Origin of the sequence: Pseudomonas reactans (assembly GCF_013385825.1) — a bacterium.
Classification (GTDB): domain Bacteria; phylum Pseudomonadota; class Gammaproteobacteria; order Pseudomonadales; family Pseudomonadaceae; genus Aquipseudomonas; species Aquipseudomonas reactans.
In genome coordinates this window covers 71,915-88,553 of the sequence record NZ_JACAPG010000009.1, presented here as the reverse complement: position 1 = coordinate 88,553, position 16,639 = coordinate 71,915, and the positions used below count along the sequence as shown (strand labels likewise).

General features: G+C 60.5%; 13 protein-coding genes. 8 read left to right on the top strand and 5 right to left on the bottom strand.

Annotated features, from left to right (window positions below; translation table 11 throughout):
* Positions 1-133: 133 nt before the first annotated feature.
* Complete coding sequence (locus HX868_RS10640) at positions 134-2,425, bottom strand: fatty acid cis/trans isomerase (RefSeq protein WP_177002818.1); 2,292 nt, start codon at positions 2,423-2,425, stop codon at positions 134-136.
* Positions 2,426-2,591: 166 nt separating this feature from the next.
* Here HX868_RS10640 and metH point away from each other — a divergent pair, with 166 nt between their 5' ends.
* Both metH and HX868_RS10630 read left to right on the top strand, forming a co-directional pair.
* Positions 2,592-6,302, top strand: a complete 3,711-nt coding sequence (metH, locus tag HX868_RS10635; RefSeq protein WP_177002817.1) for a methionine synthase — start codon at positions 2,592-2,594, stop codon at positions 6,300-6,302.
* Between the two features lie 157 nt (positions 6,303-6,459).
* The gene (locus HX868_RS10630; RefSeq protein WP_095015895.1) at positions 6,460-6,678 is read left to right on the top strand and encodes a DUF2970 domain-containing protein; all 219 of its coding nucleotides are present in this window, start codon (positions 6,460-6,462) and stop codon (positions 6,676-6,678) included.
* On the opposite strand, the gene HX868_RS10625 is transcribed toward HX868_RS10630, so the two are convergent.
* Positions 6,675-7,736 (bottom strand): ABC transporter substrate-binding protein, encoded by a 1,062-nt coding sequence (locus HX868_RS10625; protein ID WP_177002816.1) that lies wholly within the window; start codon positions 7,734-7,736, stop codon positions 6,675-6,677. The two genes, HX868_RS10630 and HX868_RS10625, sit on opposite strands and share 4 nt — an antisense overlap.
* A 411-nt stretch (positions 7,737-8,147) precedes the next feature.
* On the opposite strand from HX868_RS10625, the gene HX868_RS10620 reads away from it, so the two are divergent.
* Together HX868_RS10620 and HX868_RS10615 are read left to right on the top strand one after the other, a co-directional pair.
* Positions 8,148-9,806 (top strand): nitrite/sulfite reductase, encoded by a 1,659-nt coding sequence (locus HX868_RS10620; RefSeq protein WP_177002815.1) that lies wholly within the window; start codon positions 8,148-8,150, stop codon positions 9,804-9,806.
* Positions 9,790-10,287 carry a DUF934 domain-containing protein gene (locus HX868_RS10615; RefSeq protein WP_016979707.1) on the top strand — a complete coding sequence of 166 codons (498 nt, stop codon included), beginning with the start codon at positions 9,790-9,792 and terminating at the stop codon, positions 10,285-10,287. Before HX868_RS10620 ends, HX868_RS10615 begins: the two co-directional genes overlap by 17 nt.
* A 97-nt stretch (positions 10,288-10,384) precedes the next feature.
* On the opposite strand, the gene HX868_RS10610 is transcribed toward HX868_RS10615, so the two are convergent.
* A complete protein-coding gene (locus tag HX868_RS10610) occupies positions 10,385-10,789 on the bottom strand; it encodes a MerR family transcriptional regulator (RefSeq protein WP_016979708.1) in 405 nt (134 codons plus the stop codon).
* 71 nt (positions 10,790-10,860) lie between these two features.
* Between HX868_RS10610 and HX868_RS10605 the strand changes: the two genes are divergently transcribed.
* Together HX868_RS10605 and poxB are read left to right on the top strand one after the other, a co-directional pair.
* Entirely contained in the window at positions 10,861-12,093 is a 1,233-nt protein-coding gene (locus tag HX868_RS10605; protein WP_177002814.1) for an NADH:flavin oxidoreductase/NADH oxidase family protein, read from the top strand.
* A gap of 77 nt (positions 12,094-12,170) precedes the next feature.
* On the top strand, positions 12,171-13,895 hold the full coding sequence (gene poxB, locus HX868_RS10600; protein ID WP_177002813.1) for a ubiquinone-dependent pyruvate dehydrogenase: 1,725 nt from the start codon (positions 12,171-12,173) through the stop codon (positions 13,893-13,895).
* On the opposite strand, the gene HX868_RS10595 is transcribed toward poxB, so the two are convergent.
* The gene (locus HX868_RS10595) at positions 13,892-14,743 is read right to left on the bottom strand and encodes a LysR family transcriptional regulator (RefSeq protein ID WP_177002812.1); all 852 of its coding nucleotides are present in this window, start codon (positions 14,741-14,743) and stop codon (positions 13,892-13,894) included. The genes poxB and HX868_RS10595 overlap by 4 nt on opposite strands.
* A gap of 95 nt (positions 14,744-14,838) precedes the next feature.
* Here HX868_RS10595 and HX868_RS10590 point away from each other — a divergent pair, with 95 nt between their 5' ends.
* Positions 14,839-15,468, top strand: a complete 630-nt coding sequence (locus HX868_RS10590) for an FMN-dependent NADH-azoreductase (RefSeq protein WP_177002811.1) — start codon at positions 14,839-14,841, stop codon at positions 15,466-15,468.
* Positions 15,469-15,566: 98 nt separating this feature from the next.
* Here the strand turns inward: HX868_RS10590 and HX868_RS10585 are convergent, their stop codons facing one another.
* Positions 15,567-16,124, bottom strand: coding sequence for an NADPH-dependent FMN reductase (locus tag HX868_RS10585; RefSeq protein WP_177002810.1), 558 nt, complete (start codon positions 16,122-16,124; stop codon positions 15,567-15,569).
* 227 nt (positions 16,125-16,351) lie between these two features.
* On the opposite strand from HX868_RS10585, the gene HX868_RS10580 reads away from it, so the two are divergent.
* Positions 16,352-16,588 (top strand): hypothetical protein, encoded by a 237-nt coding sequence (locus HX868_RS10580; RefSeq protein ID WP_016979714.1) that lies wholly within the window; start codon positions 16,352-16,354, stop codon positions 16,586-16,588.
* The last annotated feature ends 51 nt before the right edge of the window (positions 16,589-16,639 follow it).

Below are 16,639 nucleotides of genomic sequence, written 5' to 3'. Positions count from 1 at the left end.
AGCCTAAGCGAGGTGCCGAGTGTTGGGGCGAAGCGTTTTTGGTTACTTTTGGCGCTCTTCCAAAAGTGACCCGCCGTAAGGGCGGAACCATAAGCAGCCGTCACCTAAATAACGGATATGTACGCGTACCCCCTCACAAATTCTCATACCGATTCATATCCAACACCCCCTCCTCAACCGGCGTAGTCTCACGAATGTACGCCGACAAATCATGGAAGTACTGCCAAAACAGCGGATGACTACGCCGCACCCCCCAACGATCCACAATCTTCTCAAACCGCTTGGCATCCTTGGCTCGCTCCATTTCAGCCACAAACTCCGGCACTTCCTGGGCCGGAATATTGAACATAAAGTTCGGATAGCTGCTCAGCACACCCGGATAGATGGTCACCGTGTCCAGGCCCGGCTGATAGCGATAAGCCTCACCCAACAGAAACGCCACATTACTGTGCGCACGATTGCGCAACATGCTGTAAACCACCCGCTGACCACTGGCAGTCTCAACCCGCAGCATCGTCGCTTCCGGCAGTTGATCAATGACCTTGAGCCCGGCGGCCGGGCGTGAAGTCAAACGGCTCAGCGCCTGCTCCGCATCCTGAATGGCGGAGTCCACGCCATCACGGGAACAATAGGCGCCCATGCAACGGTTGATCGGATCCGGACTCGCATTCAAATCGCCATAACGCGCAAGCAACTGGTTGGCAAAGTCGCGCTTCGGATCGTTTTCACTCAGGTGCAGGCCCGTAGGCTTATCGTCATCAATCGCCTCATAGTCCAGCCACAGCTTGAGTTTGCCGCTGTTCTGATACCAATCATCCATAAAGTCATCGCGGGAATCGGCCGGCATCAAACGCAGGAAGTTCTGCTCGGCACCATTACGAATCAGGTCGAAGTACAACCGGGTCTGCGCCTGGTGCGACACATTGCCGAACACATCGAAATTCACCGCCAGTTGGTAATAGGTGCGCTCCAGCAATGGATAATCGAACAACCACATCGTCTGCGGGACCTCGCCAATCAGGCCTTTGCTCACCGAAGCGCTGTCGAAGTGGCGGAAAATGCTCAGCAAGGCATTGTCATTACCGGCCCACAGGCTCGACCAGCTTGGCGGCGGCAAGTCGGCGTAGCTGTCGCGGCGCAGGGCCTCGTATGCGTTACGCTTGTCGCGGTAAGCCAGCCACAGGCTGAGCACGCTGCCCACGTCATCGTTCTGCCCCGGCATAGCCAGCAACGGCGTGGCCTGACCGCGATAACGGGCATCGGTGATGTAGAGGTCATGGTCCGGGTCCTGGAACAGGGTCCAGAAATTGTCGCGGATCACGTCCGTGGCGATCTGCCCACGGCACACGGGCCCACGAATAAAGGTGCGTACGAAGTACTCGGCGTTGTCCAGCATGAACTGGTAACGCGCCTTGGCTGGAATCGCCTCGAAGGTTTCGAAGGGATTGGCACGACGGCCCGGTCCGTAGCCAGGCAAGGCGTCAACCTGCCAATTGCCGGCGTAGAACAACTCTTTAATGCGTGCCATCTTCTCGGCACTGAACGGGTACGTGATGTGGGTTTTATGCACGATCACGCCCTGCACCGGCCACAGGCGGTAATACACACGGGTGCCTGGGTCATCGTTGGGACGACGGGTGGCGATCAGGTCGATCGGCTGGCCGCTGGGCGTACGCGAGCGCACCCACTGGAAGAAATGCCCCGGCTCGCCGTTTTCAAAATAGATATGCGCGAGGAACAAATGCTCGAACAACCAGCGCGCTACCAAGCTTTCCCGCGCTCCGGGCTGGTTGAACAGGTTTTCCCACTGCTGCACCTGCAGGGCTTCCTTGGCACTCGGCGCCAAGCCTTGTTCATCTATAGGTGCGCCAGACGCGAGCCAGCGTTGCAAGGTCTGGTACTGCTGGTCCGTCAGCCCTGTGACCGCCAGCGGCATGCCTTCCTTGGGATGGGCACCCGCGTAGGCATTGAACTCGCCGGGCATGGCGCACATGTTCTCGCGGTTCAGGCCCAGTACGATGTCTTCGGGCAGCTTGGCGTTGGGTTGCAGTGGTGCGTTATGGCCCAACTCCAGCATGCGCGCCATCAAGGCGGCCTGGCTGCCTTGGGCGTCCAGCACCGAATAGAAGCCTTTCTGCTGCCAGGCCTGCTTGCCGAAGGCGTCATAGAACAGCCGTGTGGTCGGCGTCGCCTGGCTGCGCTCACCATCGTAGACCGGCACTTTGCTGGCGCCTCGGGCAGCGCCTTCGCCACTGCCCAGGTTCAGTTGGCAGGCAGAATCGTAGCAGGCGTGGCAGGCCACGCATTTCTCGGTGAAGATCGGTTGGATATCGCGGGTATAGGAAATCGCGGGGGCAGGACTTTGTGCCTGAGAGGTGCTGGCAATCAGCAACAGCGCGGCGCTGACAATAAGACGAAGTGACATGTATCCGGTTCCGATCCGAAGCGTACGCTGAAAATTTGCCGATGATTCTACCGGGCCACACCCTATAACAACATGAACGATATTCATGCAAAAACTGCGAATGCTCTAAATCGGCACAGGTTTGTTATGATTCACGCCCTCCGAAATGCCTGACCAGAGTAGTCCCATGTCCGATCGTAGCGTTCGTCTGCAAGCCCTTCATCAAGCCCTCAAGGAACGTATCCTGATCCTCGACGGTGGTATGGGCACGATGATCCAGAGCTACAAGCTTGAGGAAAACGACTACCGTGGCAAACGCTTCGCCGACTGGCCCAGCGACGTCAAGGGTAACAACGACCTGCTGGTGATCACCCGCCCGGACGTGATCGGCGGTATCGAGAAGGCCTACCTGGATGCTGGCGCCGACATCCTCGAAACCAACACCTTCAACGCCACGCGTATTTCCATGGCCGACTACGGCATGGAAGAACTGGCCTATGAGCTAAACGTAGAAGGCGCACGCCTGGCGCGCAAGATCGCCGACGCCAAGACCGCCGAAAACCCGGCCAAGCCGCGTTTCGTCGCCGGCGTGCTCGGCCCGACCAGCCGCACCTGCTCGCTGTCGCCCGACGTGAACAACCCCGGCTACCGCAACGTGACCTTCGATGAACTGGTGGAAAACTACACCGAGGCCACCAAAGGCCTGATCGAAGGCGGTGCCGACCTGATCCTGATCGAGACCATCTTCGATACCCTCAACGCCAAGGCCGCGATCTTTGCCGTGCAAGGTGTGTTTGAGGAACTGAGCATCGAACTGCCGATCATGATCTCCGGCACCATCACCGACGCCTCCGGCCGCACCCTGTCGGGCCAGACCACCGAAGCATTCTGGAACTCCGTGGCCCACGCCAAGCCGATTTCCGTGGGCCTGAACTGCGCCCTGGGTGCCAGCGAGCTGCGTCCGTACCTGGAAGAGTTGTCGAACAAGGCCAATACCCACGTTTCCGCGCACCCGAACGCCGGCCTGCCCAACGAGTTCGGCGAGTACGATGAACTGCCCTCGGAAACCGCCAAGGTCATCGAAGAATTCGCCCAGAGCGGCTTCCTCAACATTGTCGGCGGCTGCTGCGGCACCACGCCGGGCCACATCGAGGCCATCGCCACGGCCGTCGCCGGTTACGCACCACGCCAGATTCCGGACATCCCGAAGGCTTGCCGTCTGTCGGGCCTTGAGCCGTTCACCATCGATCGCAGCTCGTTGTTCGTCAACGTCGGCGAGCGGACCAACATCACCGGTTCCGCTAAGTTCGCCCGCCTGATCCGCGAGGACAACTACACCGAAGCCCTGGAAGTCGCCCTGCAGCAGGTGGAAGCCGGCGCCCAGGTGATCGACATCAACATGGACGAGGGCATGCTCGATTCGAAGAGGGCCATGGTGACCTTCCTCAATCTGATTGCCGGCGAGCCGGACATCTCCCGCGTGCCGATCATGATCGACTCCTCCAAGTGGGACGTGATCGAGGCCGGCCTCAAATGCATCCAGGGCAAGGGAATCGTCAACTCCATCAGCATGAAGGAAGGCGTCGAGCAGTTCATCCACCACGCCAAGCTGTGCAAGCGCTATGGCGCCGCCGTGGTGGTGATGGCCTTCGACGAAGCCGGCCAGGCCGACACCGAAGCGCGCAAGAAAGAGATCTGCAAACGCTCCTACGACATCCTGGTCAATGAAGTGGGCTTCCCGCCGGAAGACATCATCTTCGACCCGAACATCTTCGCGGTCGCCACCGGTATCGAAGAGCACAACAACTACGCTGTCGACTTCATCAACGCCTGTGCCTACATTCGTGACGAACTGCCGTACGCGCTGACCTCCGGCGGCGTGTCCAACGTGTCGTTCTCGTTCCGTGGCAACAACCCGGTGCGTGAGGCGATCCACTCGGTGTTCCTGCTGTATGCGATCCGCAACGGCCTGACCATGGGCATCGTCAACGCCGGCCAGTTGGAGATCTACGACCAGATCCCGGCCGAGTTGCGTGACGCCGTTGAAGACGTGGTACTCAACCGCACGCCGGACGGCACCGACGCCCTCCTCGCCATCGCTGACAAGTACAAGGGCGACGGCAGCGTCAAGGAAGCCGAGACCGAGGAGTGGCGTGGCTGGCCGGTGAACAAGCGCCTGGAACACGCGCTGGTCAAGGGCATCACCACGCATATTGTTGAAGATACCGAAGAATCGCGGCTGTCGTTTGCACGCCCGATCGAAGTGATCGAAGGCCCGCTGATGTCCGGCATGAACATCGTCGGCGACCTGTTCGGCGCGGGCAAAATGTTCCTGCCCCAGGTAGTGAAATCCGCCCGCGTCATGAAGCAGGCCGTGGCGCACTTGATCCCGTTCATCGAGCTGGAAAAAGGCGACAAGCCGGAAGCCAAGGGCAAGATCCTGATGGCCACCGTGAAGGGCGACGTGCACGACATCGGCAAGAACATCGTCGGCGTGGTACTCGGTTGCAACGGCTATGACATCGTCGACCTGGGCGTGATGGTGCCGGCGGAGAAGATCCTGCAGGTGGCCAAGGAGCAGAAGTGCGACATCATCGGACTGTCCGGCCTGATCACGCCGTCCCTGGATGAGATGGTCCACGTGGCTCGCGAGATGCAGCGCCAGGACTTCCACCTGCCGCTGATGATCGGTGGCGCCACCACCTCCAAGGCGCACACGGCGGTGAAGATCGAGCCCAAGTACAGCAACGATGCGGTGGTGTATGTCACCGACGCCTCGCGTGCAGTCGGCGTGGCGACTCAGTTGCTGTCCAAGGAGCTGAAAGCCGGCTTCGTGGAGCGTACCCGCGAGGAATACGTGGAAGTGCGCGAGCGCACCGCAAACCGCAGCGCCCGCACCGAACGCCTGAGCTACCCGGCCGCCATCGCCAAGAAGCCACAGTTCGACTGGAGCACCTACACGCCGGTAGTGCCGACCTTTACCGGCGCCAAGGTGCTGGACAATATCGACCTCAACGTACTGGCCGAGTACATCGACTGGACGCCGTTCTTTATTTCCTGGGACCTGGCGGGCAAATTCCCACGCATTCTGACTGATGAAGTCGTCGGTGAAGCAGCGACTTCGCTGTACGCAGACGCCCAGGAAATGCTCAAGAAGCTGATCGACGAAAAACTCATCAGCGCACGGGCCGTGTTCGGGTTCTGGCCGACCAACCAGGTGCAGGACGATGACCTGGAAGTCTACGGCGACGACGGCCAGCCGATCGCCAGACTGCACCACCTGCGCCAGCAGATCATCAAGACCGACGGCAAGCCGAACTTCTCCCTGGCCGACTTCGTGGCGCCCAAGGACAGCGGCGTGACCGATTACATCGGCGGCTTCATCACCACCGCCGGCATCGGCGCCGAAGAAGTGGCCAAGGCGTACCAGGACGCGGGCGACGACTACAACTCGATCATGGTCAAGGCCCTGGCCGACCGCCTGGCCGAAGCCTGCGCCGAATGGCTGCACCAGCAAGTGCGTAAAGACTACTGGGGTTACGCCAAGGACGAGCAACTGGACAACGAAGCGCTGATCAAGGAACAGTACAGCGGCATCCGCCCTGCCCCCGGCTACCCGGCCTGCCCGGATCACACCGAGAAAGGCACGTTGTTCCAACTGCTCGACCCCGAGGCACGCGAGATGAAAGCGGGTCGCAGTGGCGTGTTCCTTACCGAGCACTACGCGATGTTCCCGGCGGCGGCGGTCAGCGGCTGGTACTTCGCCCACCCGCAGGCGCAGTATTTCGCCGTGGGCAAGGTCGACAAGGACCAGGTGGCGAGCTACACCGCGCGCAAAGGCCAGGACCTGAGCGTAACCGAGCGTTGGTTGGCGCCGAACCTGGGTTACGACACCTAATAAGGCGCACACCAACCTGTAGGAGCCGGCTTGCCGGCGATTGCGGTCTGTCAGTTGATGACGCTATTGACTGACACGTTGCTATCGCCGGCAAGCCGGCTCCTACAGGTTGTGTTTGGGCTATGCTGTTCTCCAGGCACCTTCTTGCGAGGGATGTATGGACGATCCAGTCAACAATAAGCCCCCTACCTTCTGGCAAATGCTCCACAGCGTCATGGCCGCCGCGTTTGGCGTGCAGAGCGGCAAGAACCGCGCCCGCGACTTCACCCACGGCAAACCCAGCCACTTTGTGGTGTTGGGCATTCTGTTCACGGCGGTGTTTGCCTTGACGCTATTCGGCATCGTCAAGCTGGTGCTGCTGGTGGCCGGTGTCTAGCGCAGCAGCAGTTGCAGGCTGAACGGGTAACGGTAGGTCGCCGGCTTGCCCACGGCAGACAGTGCGCGAAAATCAACGGGCGCCGTGGGCCCTAGCAAGCGTTGTGCCTGCGGGGCGTCTATCAGTTGGAACAGCGCTTCCTGGCGGTCACGCCCACCATGGGCGCTGATATCCACGCCCTTGGCATCATCATTGATCAACACCATCGCCCACCCGCCCAGGGTGAAATGCCCGGCAACCAGCGTCGTCAATCGGCCCTCCAGCCGCGCCTGCAAGATCTGCGGTGAACTATTCACCGCGCTGAACAACACCTCCTTGCCCGGCACGCGTCCGCTGCCCTGCAACGCCTGCATGGCACCCAGCGCCATCTCGTCGTTGGCCGACCACACCAGCGCGGTTTGCGGATAGCGTTTGAACAACAAAGTGGCTTGCTCTAACGCGCGCTGACGGCTCCATTCGCCATAGACCAACTGGCGCAGGCGCACCTCAGGGTGCTCGGCCAGGGCCCGGTGCAGGCCCTGTTCGCGCAACTGTGCGGCCGGGGTAGTTTTGGTGCCAGAGAATGCCAGCAGGTCGATGGTCTCTCCGGCTGCGACGGGACCGTGCTGGCGGAGTAGATCGGTGAGCATCAGGTAGCCGGCCTGTTCATCGTCAGCGACCATGCTGGCGATCCAGCCTGCACTGTTGCCGAGCAATTGCACCTGATCGGCGGTCAGCGCGTTATTCACGATCAGCAGTTTCACCCCGCTGCCCTGGGCCATGCGCAGGATCTGCGGGGCAACGTACTGCTCGTTCACCAGCACCAGGTAATCCGGACGCTCGCTGCCTTGCAGTGCTTCGCGCGCCTGATTCAGCGTGTTATTTGCATCGCGCTCGGAATAACGCACACGCAAATGCAGGCCGAGGTCCTTGGCACCGGCCTGCATGAATTGCGCGTAGCTGACCCAGAAGGTTTCCGTCGACATGCCAGGGTTGAGAAACACCAACGACGTGGCATGGGCCATGGCCCCGTACGCCGATCCCAGCAACCACACACACGCAATCAGCACCTTCGACATGGATGTTCAAGCCTTGAAGTTTGACCGTCATGATAGTGGCATTACGACAGTCAATCGAGGCTGTTTACTGGTGGCTTACCCAGAACACGGCCGTTCCCACTACCAGAATGATCAGGAACAAGATGGCCCAGGCATCAACGGTACTGTCAGGTTTACGGGCTTTTGTCGGATTGCTCATCGCATCGCCTCTTGTCGGTTTTATAGGTGATTGCATTAAGACTCGACCTCATTAAAGTCGATGATTGTCCGCATGACAAATGTGGTTATCACGAGAACCAGTCTCATTAGTCATTTTGGTTATTTGCATATACTCAAACATCACTTTTGCGCATAAACGCAAACTGGTATCGTGCGCCGGCTCCGTTGGGAGTGCGCGGCCGTGCGCGCAGATTTGCCGAGAACAGGACCTATATGTACGTATACGACGAATACGATCAGCGCATCATCGAGGACCGCGTCAAGCAGTTCCGTGATCAGACCCGACGCTATCTGGCAGGTGAACTGAGCGAAGAAGAGTTCCGCCCTCTGCGCCTGCAAAATGGCCTTTATGTTCAGCGCTTTGCGCCGATGTTGCGGGTGGCCGTGCCCTACGGCCAACTGACGTCGCGCCAGACGCGCATGATGGCCAAGATTGCCCGCGACTTCGACAAAGGCTATGCCCACATCAGTACCCGCCAGAACGTCCAGTTCAACTGGCCGGCACTGGAAGATGTGCCGGACATCCTGGCTGAATTGGCCACCGTGCAGATGCACGCCATTCAGACCAGCGGTAACTGCCTGCGCAACGTGACCACCGACCAATTCGCCGGCGTGGCCGCTGACGAGCTGATCGACCCACGCCCCTGGTGCGAAATCGTCCGTCAATGGACCACCTTCCACCCCGAATTCGCCTACCTGCCACGCAAGTTCAAGATCGCCATCAATGGCTCGACCTCGGACCGTGCGGCCATCGAAGTGCACGACATCGGCCTGGAGCCGGTGCACAACGCAGCCGGCGAGCTGGGCTTTCGCGTATTGGTCGGTGGCGGCCTGGGCCGTACCCCGGTGGTCGGCGCCTTCATCAATGAGTTCCTGCCATGGCAGGACCTGCTGAGCTACCTCGACGCCATTTTGCGGGTCTACAACCGCTATGGCCGTCGTGACAACAAGTACAAGGCCCGGATCAAGATCCTGGTCAAAGCGCTGACCCCTGAAGTGTTTGCCCAGAAGGTCGATGCCGAGATGGAACACCTGCGCGGCGGCCAGACCACCCTGACCGAAGCCGAAGTGCACCGCGTGGCCAAGCACTTCGTCGACCCTGAGTACAAGGCCCTGAGCAATCAGGACGCCGAGTTCGCAGCGCTCGACCAGCAGCACCCAGGTTTCGCCCGCTGGCGTGGCCGCAACACCCTGGCGCACAAGAAGCCGGGTTATGTCGCCGTGACCCTGTCGCTGAAACCGACCGGTGTTGCCCCAGGCGATATCACCGACAAGCAGCTGGACGCCGTCGCCGACCTGGCCGAGCGCTACAGCTTCGGTCAACTGCGCACCTCCCACGAGCAGAACATCATCCTCGCGGACGTCGAACAGAGCCAACTGTTCACCCTGTGGGGCGAGCTGCGCGAAGGCGGTTTCGCCACGCCGAACATCGGCCTGCTGACCGACATCATCTGCTGCCCGGGCGGCGACTTCTGCTCCCTGGCCAACGCCAAGTCGATCCCGATCGCCGAATCGATCCAGCGCCGTTTCGACGACCTGGATTACCTGTTCGACATCGGCGAGCTGGACTTGAACATCTCCGGCTGCATGAACGCCTGTGGTCACCACCACGTCGGCCACATCGGCATCCTGGGCGTGGACAAGAAAGGCGAAGAATTCTACCAAGTGTCCCTGGGTGGCAGCGCCAGCCGCGATGCGAGCCTGGGCAAGATCCTCGGCCCATCCTTCGCCCAGGAAGCCATGCCTGAGGTGATCGGCAAGCTGATCGACGTATACATCGAACAGCGCACCGAAGATGAGCGTTTCATCGACACCTACCAGCGCATTGGCATCGACCTGTTCAAGGAGCGCGTCTATGCAGCGAATCATTAAGAACAACGAAGTCCTCGACGAAACCTGGCACCTGCTGCCCAAGGACGCGAGCTTCGACGGTATCTCCAACTGCGACGACCTGATCGTGCCGTTGGCCTTGTGGCGCGAACATGCGCACGCCCTCAAGGCCCGTGACGGCGGCCTGGGTGTGTGGCTGGATGCTGAAGAAGAAGCCGAAGAAATCGGCGACGACGTGGAACACTTCCAGGTTATCGCCCTGAACTTCCCGGCATTCACCGACGGCCGCAACTACTCCAACGCGCGCCTGCTGCGTGACCGTTATGGTTATAAAGGTGAGCTGCGCGCGATTGGCGATGTGCTGCGCGACCAACTGTTCTACCTGCGCCGCTGCGGGTTCGATGCCTTCGCCCTGCGCGCCGACAAAGACCCGTACGAAGCGCTGGAAAGCCTCAAGGACTTCTCGGTGACGTACCAGGCCGCCACGGATGAACCGCTGCCGTTGTTCCGTCGTCGCCAATAAACTGTAGGAGCGGGCTTGCCCGCGAAGATCGTCAACGATAACGCGTGAGTCCTGGATGAGCGTGTTGTCTGTGAGGTTTTCGCGAGCAAGCTCGCTCCTACAGGTTCTCGCTGATCATTCCTAATACCTGCTTTTGCCCTACGCTGCACGGCACACCTTCCGGCTGCGCCCGTACCGCCTCGATTACCCCCAACAACTGCGCCTTACTGTGGGCCAACTGCGCCTGCATCTCTTCGATCTGCGCGACCTTGCGCTCCAGCGCCTCGATCAACTCTTCGCGCTTGTGCTCACCCGGCGCCGGCATCAGTGCCTTGAGCTCCTGCAAGGTAAAGCCTGCCTGTTGCGCGCTCTGGATCAGTTGCAGGGTTTGCAGGGCCTCTGGTGCATAACGCCGATAACCATTGGCCTGGCGCCCCACCTGGCTGATCAGCCCCTCGGCCTCATAAAAACGGATGCGTGACGCTGCCAGCCCACTCTGCTTTGCCAGCTCACCAATATTCATCACCGCCCCTGCTTGACATTAAAGTTAACTTTAAGCTTAGCCTGAGGCCTCCCCCGCTCAGGAGTCAACCCATGTCACCCTTTGAAGCCCTGCAACTGCCCAATGGCCAAGTCCTCTCGAACCGCATCGCCAAGGCCGCGATGGAAGAAAACATGGCCGATGGCAATCAGGCGCCGTCCCCTGAACTGAAGCAGCTGTACAAGGCTTGGGCGCAGGGCGAGCCTGGCTTGTTGATCACCGGCAACGTGATGGTCGACCGCCGCGCCATGACCGGTCCTGGCGGCGTGGCCCTCGAAGACGAGCAGCACCTGGCGAGCTTTCGCGAGTGGGCCGACGTCGCCCGTGGCAACGGCGTGCACTTCTGGGTTCAGCTCAGCCACCCAGGTCGCCAGACGCCGGCCAACCTGGGCCAGCAAGCCATTGCACCGTCCGCCGTGGCGCTCGACCTGGGCGGTTTCTCGAAGATGTTTGCCACGCCCAAGGCCATGACCGAGGACGACATCCAGGACGTGATCCAGCGCTTCGCCACCAGCGCACGCCTGGCCGAGCAAGCCGGGTTTACCGGCGTGCAGATCCACGGCGCCCATGGCTACTTGCTCAGCCAGTTCCTGTCGCCACTGAGCAATCAGCGCACCGACCGCTGGGGCGGCTCCCTGGAGAACCGCGCGCGGCTGTTGCTGGAAGTGATCCGTGCAGTGCGCGCCAACGTCAGTCCGTCGTTTTGTGTCGCCGTCAAACTCAACTCCGCCGACTTCCAACGGGGCGGTTTTGCTGAAGCCGATGCACGCGCCGTGGTCGAAATGCTCAACCCGCTGCCCATCGACCTGCTGGAATTATCCGGCGGCAGTTACGAAGCACCGGCCATGCAAGGCGAAGCGCGTGACGGCCGCACCCTGGCGCGGGAGGCGTACTTCCTGGAGTTCGCCAGCCAACTGGCGACCCTCGCCAAGATGCCGGTGATGGTCACCGGCGGCATTCGCCGCCTGCCCATCGTGCAACAGGTGCTGGACAGCGGCGTCGCCATGGCCGGGATCGCCACGGCCCTGACCCTGGAGCCGCAACTGATCCAACACTGGCGCGAAGGCCGCGACCCCAACCCGCAACTCAAGCCCATCGACTGGAAGCGCAAACCCCTGGCCTCCCTCGCCATCCTCGCGGTGGTGCGCTACCAGATGCGCCGCCTCAGCCGCGGCCATTTGCCCAAAGCCAATGTTGCGCCGTGCATGGCGTTGGTGCGTGACCAGTGGTTTCTGGCGCGGCGCACCCGGCAATACCGGGCGGCCATGACGCAATCTTCACATTAAAGGATGAACATCCGCCGTGATCGAACTGTCCCCTATTGATCAGCAGTTTTTAACCTCACTGACGATTGGAGTTCTTCATGGCGAAAATCAACCTGGCCCAGCAATTGGCGACCACCCTTGAACAGGCGGGCATCAAGCGCATCTGGGGCCTGACCGGCGACAGCCTCAACGGCCTTACCGACGCCCTGCGCACCATGGACAGTATCGAGTGGATGCATGTGCGTCACGAGGAAGTGGCTGCGTTCGCCGCCGGCGCCGAAGCGGCGGCCACCGGAGAACTGACTGTATGCGCCGGCAGTTGCGGGCCGGGCAACCTGCACTTGATCAATGGCCTGTTCGACTGCCATCGCAACCATGTGCCGGTGCTGGCGATTGCCGCGCAGATCCCGTCGTCGGAGATCGGCCTTAACTACTTCCAGGAAACCCATCCCCAGGAACTGTTCAAGGAGTGCAGCCACTTTATCGAACTGGTGACTAACCCCGAGCAGATGCCCCATGTGCTGCACCGTGCCATGCGTTCGGCGATCCTCAATCGCGGCGTCGCGGTGGTGGTGATTCCGGGCGATGTGTCGCTGCTGGAAGTGGAAGACAAGTTAAAGCCTTGGCCAGCCTTGCATGCGCCACGCACGCTGCCGGCGGAACAGGACCTGCAACGCCTCACCGATATCCTGGAAAGCAGCCAGAAAACCACCCTGCTGTGCGGCAGCGGCTGTGCCGGCGCCCATGATCAAGTGGTGGCCCTGGCCGACGCCCTCGGCGCTCCCGTGGTGCATGCACTGCGCGGTAAAGAGCATGTGGAATGGGACAACCCGTTCGACGTAGGCATGACCGGTCTGATCGGCTTCAGCTCTGGCTACCATTCCATGCTCGACTGCGACACCTTGATCATGCTCGGCACCGACTTCCCCTATCGTCAGTTCTACCCCACTGACGCCAAGATCATTCAGGTCGACCGCAATCCGCAGGCCCTCGGCCGCCGGGCCACACTGGACCTGGGTATTGCCGCGGATGTCAGTGAAACCATCGGCGCCCTGCTGCCGCGCCTGACGCGCAAGACCGATCGCAGCTTTCTCGAAACCTCCCTGAAGCACTACGAGAAAGCCCGCCAAGGGCTGGACGACCTCGCTCAACCCTCGAAAGCCAATCGGCCGATTCACCCGCAATACGTCGCACGTTTGCTCAGTGAATTGGCGGATGACGATGCGATCTTCACCGCCGATGTCGGCTCGCCCACCGTGTGGGCTGCACGCTATTTGAAGATGAACGGCAAGCGCCGGCTGATCGGTTCGTTCAACCACGGCTCGATGGCCAATGCCATGCCCCAAGCCATTGGTGCCCAGGCAGCCTTTCCGGATCGGCAGGTGATCTCGATGTCGGGTGACGGTGGTTTCGCCATGCTGATGGGGGATTTCATCTCGTTGGCGCAGTTGAATCTGCCGGTGAAAGTCATTGTGTTCGATAACTCATCACTGGGGTTTGTCGCCATGGAAATGAAGGCGGCGGGCTATCTGGATGCCGGGACCGAGCTGAAAAATCCGGACTTTGCCGCCATGTCCAATGCCATGGGCATTCTGGGTATCCGCGTGGAGCAATCGAAAGATCTGGAGCCAGCCCTGCGCCGCGCCCTCGCCCATGACGGCCCAGTGCTGGTGGACGTGGTTACCGCGACCCAGGAGCTGGTGATGCCGCCGACCATCAAGCTGGAACAGGCCAAGGGGTTCAGCCTGTATATGCTCAAGGCGGTGATGAGTGGCCGTGGCGATGAGGTGATCGAGCTGGCGCGCACCAACTGGTTGCGCTAGCGCAGGGAAGCACCGTAGCGGACCACCACTTCGGTGATCACCTCGACCATGCGCGGGTCCGCATCCGGCGCGCTGAACAGGCGGAACTCGGCATCGGGCAATTCGGGTAACCCGTGCTCGGTACCGAGTATCGTCAAGCCGGGCACCAGCTGGCTGCGCGCAATCGGCGCGATGGCAAAGCCGGCCAGCGCGGCAGCATGCAACGCCGCGTAGCTGGCGCAGAGCATGGCGGTACGCTGGGCGATACCCGCCTGGGCCAGGCGTGAAAGCGCCGCTTCGCGATAAGGGCAAGGCTCGGGAAACAGCGCCAAGGGCAAGGGCGTCGGCAATGTCGTCAGCGGTTGCGCAGACCAGGCCCAAACCAGCGGCTCCTGCCACAGCGCCAGGCCAGGCTCGCTGGACTCGCACAATGAACCCACCACCACATCCAATTCGCCCAGCTTCATCAGCGCCAGCAATGAACCGGGAATACCCACCTGCACAGTGATTTGCAGGCCTGGATACTGCGCGGCAACCTCCTGCAACTCGCGCAACAGACGCGCATCCGCGAACTCTTCCGAAACACCAACGCGCAGGTTCCCTTCAAATGCCGAGCGCGTCAGCTCGGCCCAGGCATTGCGATTCAACGCCAGGATGCCCCGCGCGTAAGCCATCAGGCGTTCGCCGTCCGGCGTCAGTTGCTGGGAGCGCGTGGTGCGGGTAAGCAAGGGCTTGCCCACCTGTTCCTCCAGACGCCGCAGATGCCCGCTGACCGCCGATTGCGTGAGGTGCAAACGGGCAGCGGCGCGGCTGAAGCCCTCTTCGTCGACGACGGCGACAAAGGTTTTTAGCAGGACGATATCGAACATATTCTGATAACAGATTAATCAGGCTGTAAAACACGATTTATATTTCACTTGGCGCTATGTTGCAATGCTCGGGTCATCTTTCTTCGAGACCCGCCATGACCACCCTCCTGCACATCGAATGCTCACCGCGCAAACAGCGCTCCGCCTCTTTGGAAATCGCCCGCCAGTTTATCGCGCGGTATCAGCAGAACGCGCCGGATACCCAGGTGCATACCCTCGACCTCTGGGCACTGGACCTCCCCGAATTCGACGGCCCGATCATGGACGCCAAATACGCCGGGCTTAGCGGCACGCCATTGAGCGACGAACAAGCCCTCGCCTGGGAAACGCTGAAAAAGCTGGCGGCCCAACTGCATCAGGCTGACGTGCTGATTTTCTCGGTTCCGCTGTGGAATTTCGCCGTGCCCTACAAGCTCAAGCACTTTATCGACGTAGTGTCGCAGAAGGACGTGTTGTTCGAATTCAGCCCGGAGCACGGGTTGCGCGGGCTGCTGCGCAACAAGACGGCGGTGAACGTGTATGCGCGGGGCATGGATTTCTCCACGCCGGATACTCAGGCGATGGATTTCCAGAAGCCCTACATGGATGCCTGGCTAGATTTTATCGGGGTGACAGATGTGCATTCGTTGTATGTGGAGAAGACCATCCTGGGGCCGGAGGTCGATCAGGCGGCGCGCCTGAACAGTACGGCACTGGCGCTGCAGTTGGCAGACCGCCTGGCTTGAATCTGTAGGAGCCGGCTTGCCGGCGATTGGCCCTTATGCCTTGCGGTGATCATGTCAGCGCTATCACCGGCAAGCCGGCTCCTACAAGGGAGAACGCATCAGGCCTTTTGTTTTTCGACCCACTTGCCATAAGCATCGATAAACGCCTGCAGGAACGGCTTGGTCTTTTCCGAGACCTTGCCCGTCTCGTCAAACACACTGCCCGCGCCACCCAGATAGGCCTCCGGCTGTTGCATGCAGGGCACATCAAGGAACACCAGGGACTGGCGCAGATGATGGTTGGCGCCAAACCCACCAATCGCACCCGGCGATACACTGATGATCGCACCCGGCTTACCGCTCCAGGCGCTCTGGCCGTAAGGCCGCGAACCGACGTCGATGGCGTTCTTCAACGGGGCGGGCACGGAGCGGTTGTATTCCGGGGTCACGAACAACACCGCGTCGGATGAACTCACCTGTTTGCGGAAAGTACTGTAGGCTGCCGGCGGTGTCGCACCGTCAATGTCTTCGTTGTAGAGCGGCAAATCGCCAATTTCCACAATGTTCAACTTCAGGTTGGCCGGGGCCAGTTCGGCCAGGGCCAGCGCGACTTTGCGGTTGATCGAGTCTTTTCTCAAGCTGCCGACCACGACGGCGACGGTGTAGACCTTGCTCATTGGGGTTTCCCGACGTCTGACTAAAGGAGCTTGTAGTTATAGAGTCTTCGCGGCGTGTTCACCAGAAGGTTTTGATATTCCTGCGGGCGTTTGCCTGGCACTGCGACACGTAGGAAGCATCTGAAAATATCAGCGAATAGTATTTTTATTCCGTAAGTAAACTACCCCGCTCCATGACGGTCTACAGAACCGCAAATCGAGTGTTTATCTCCAGAGGTTCTAAACAGATGGCAGCAGTATTAGTCGGACAGTTTCATGCCAGAGACGCAGAAGGACGCGTGTATTCGGTGCATGAGTTCCAGGAATCCAACCCGGCGCAAGGCGACCTGGCTGGCTCGGCACCTACCACCACCTACAAGCTGGCCATTGGCGACCGTGTAGAGAAACTGGAAGGCGACGAATTCAAGTTGATCCAATCGGGCACCATTCTTGTGCGCGAATCGCAAACCACCCTCGCTTCATAAGATCTCGCCTTATCCACCTGCTCAGTCCTGGCCATTGACGGCATTGACTGG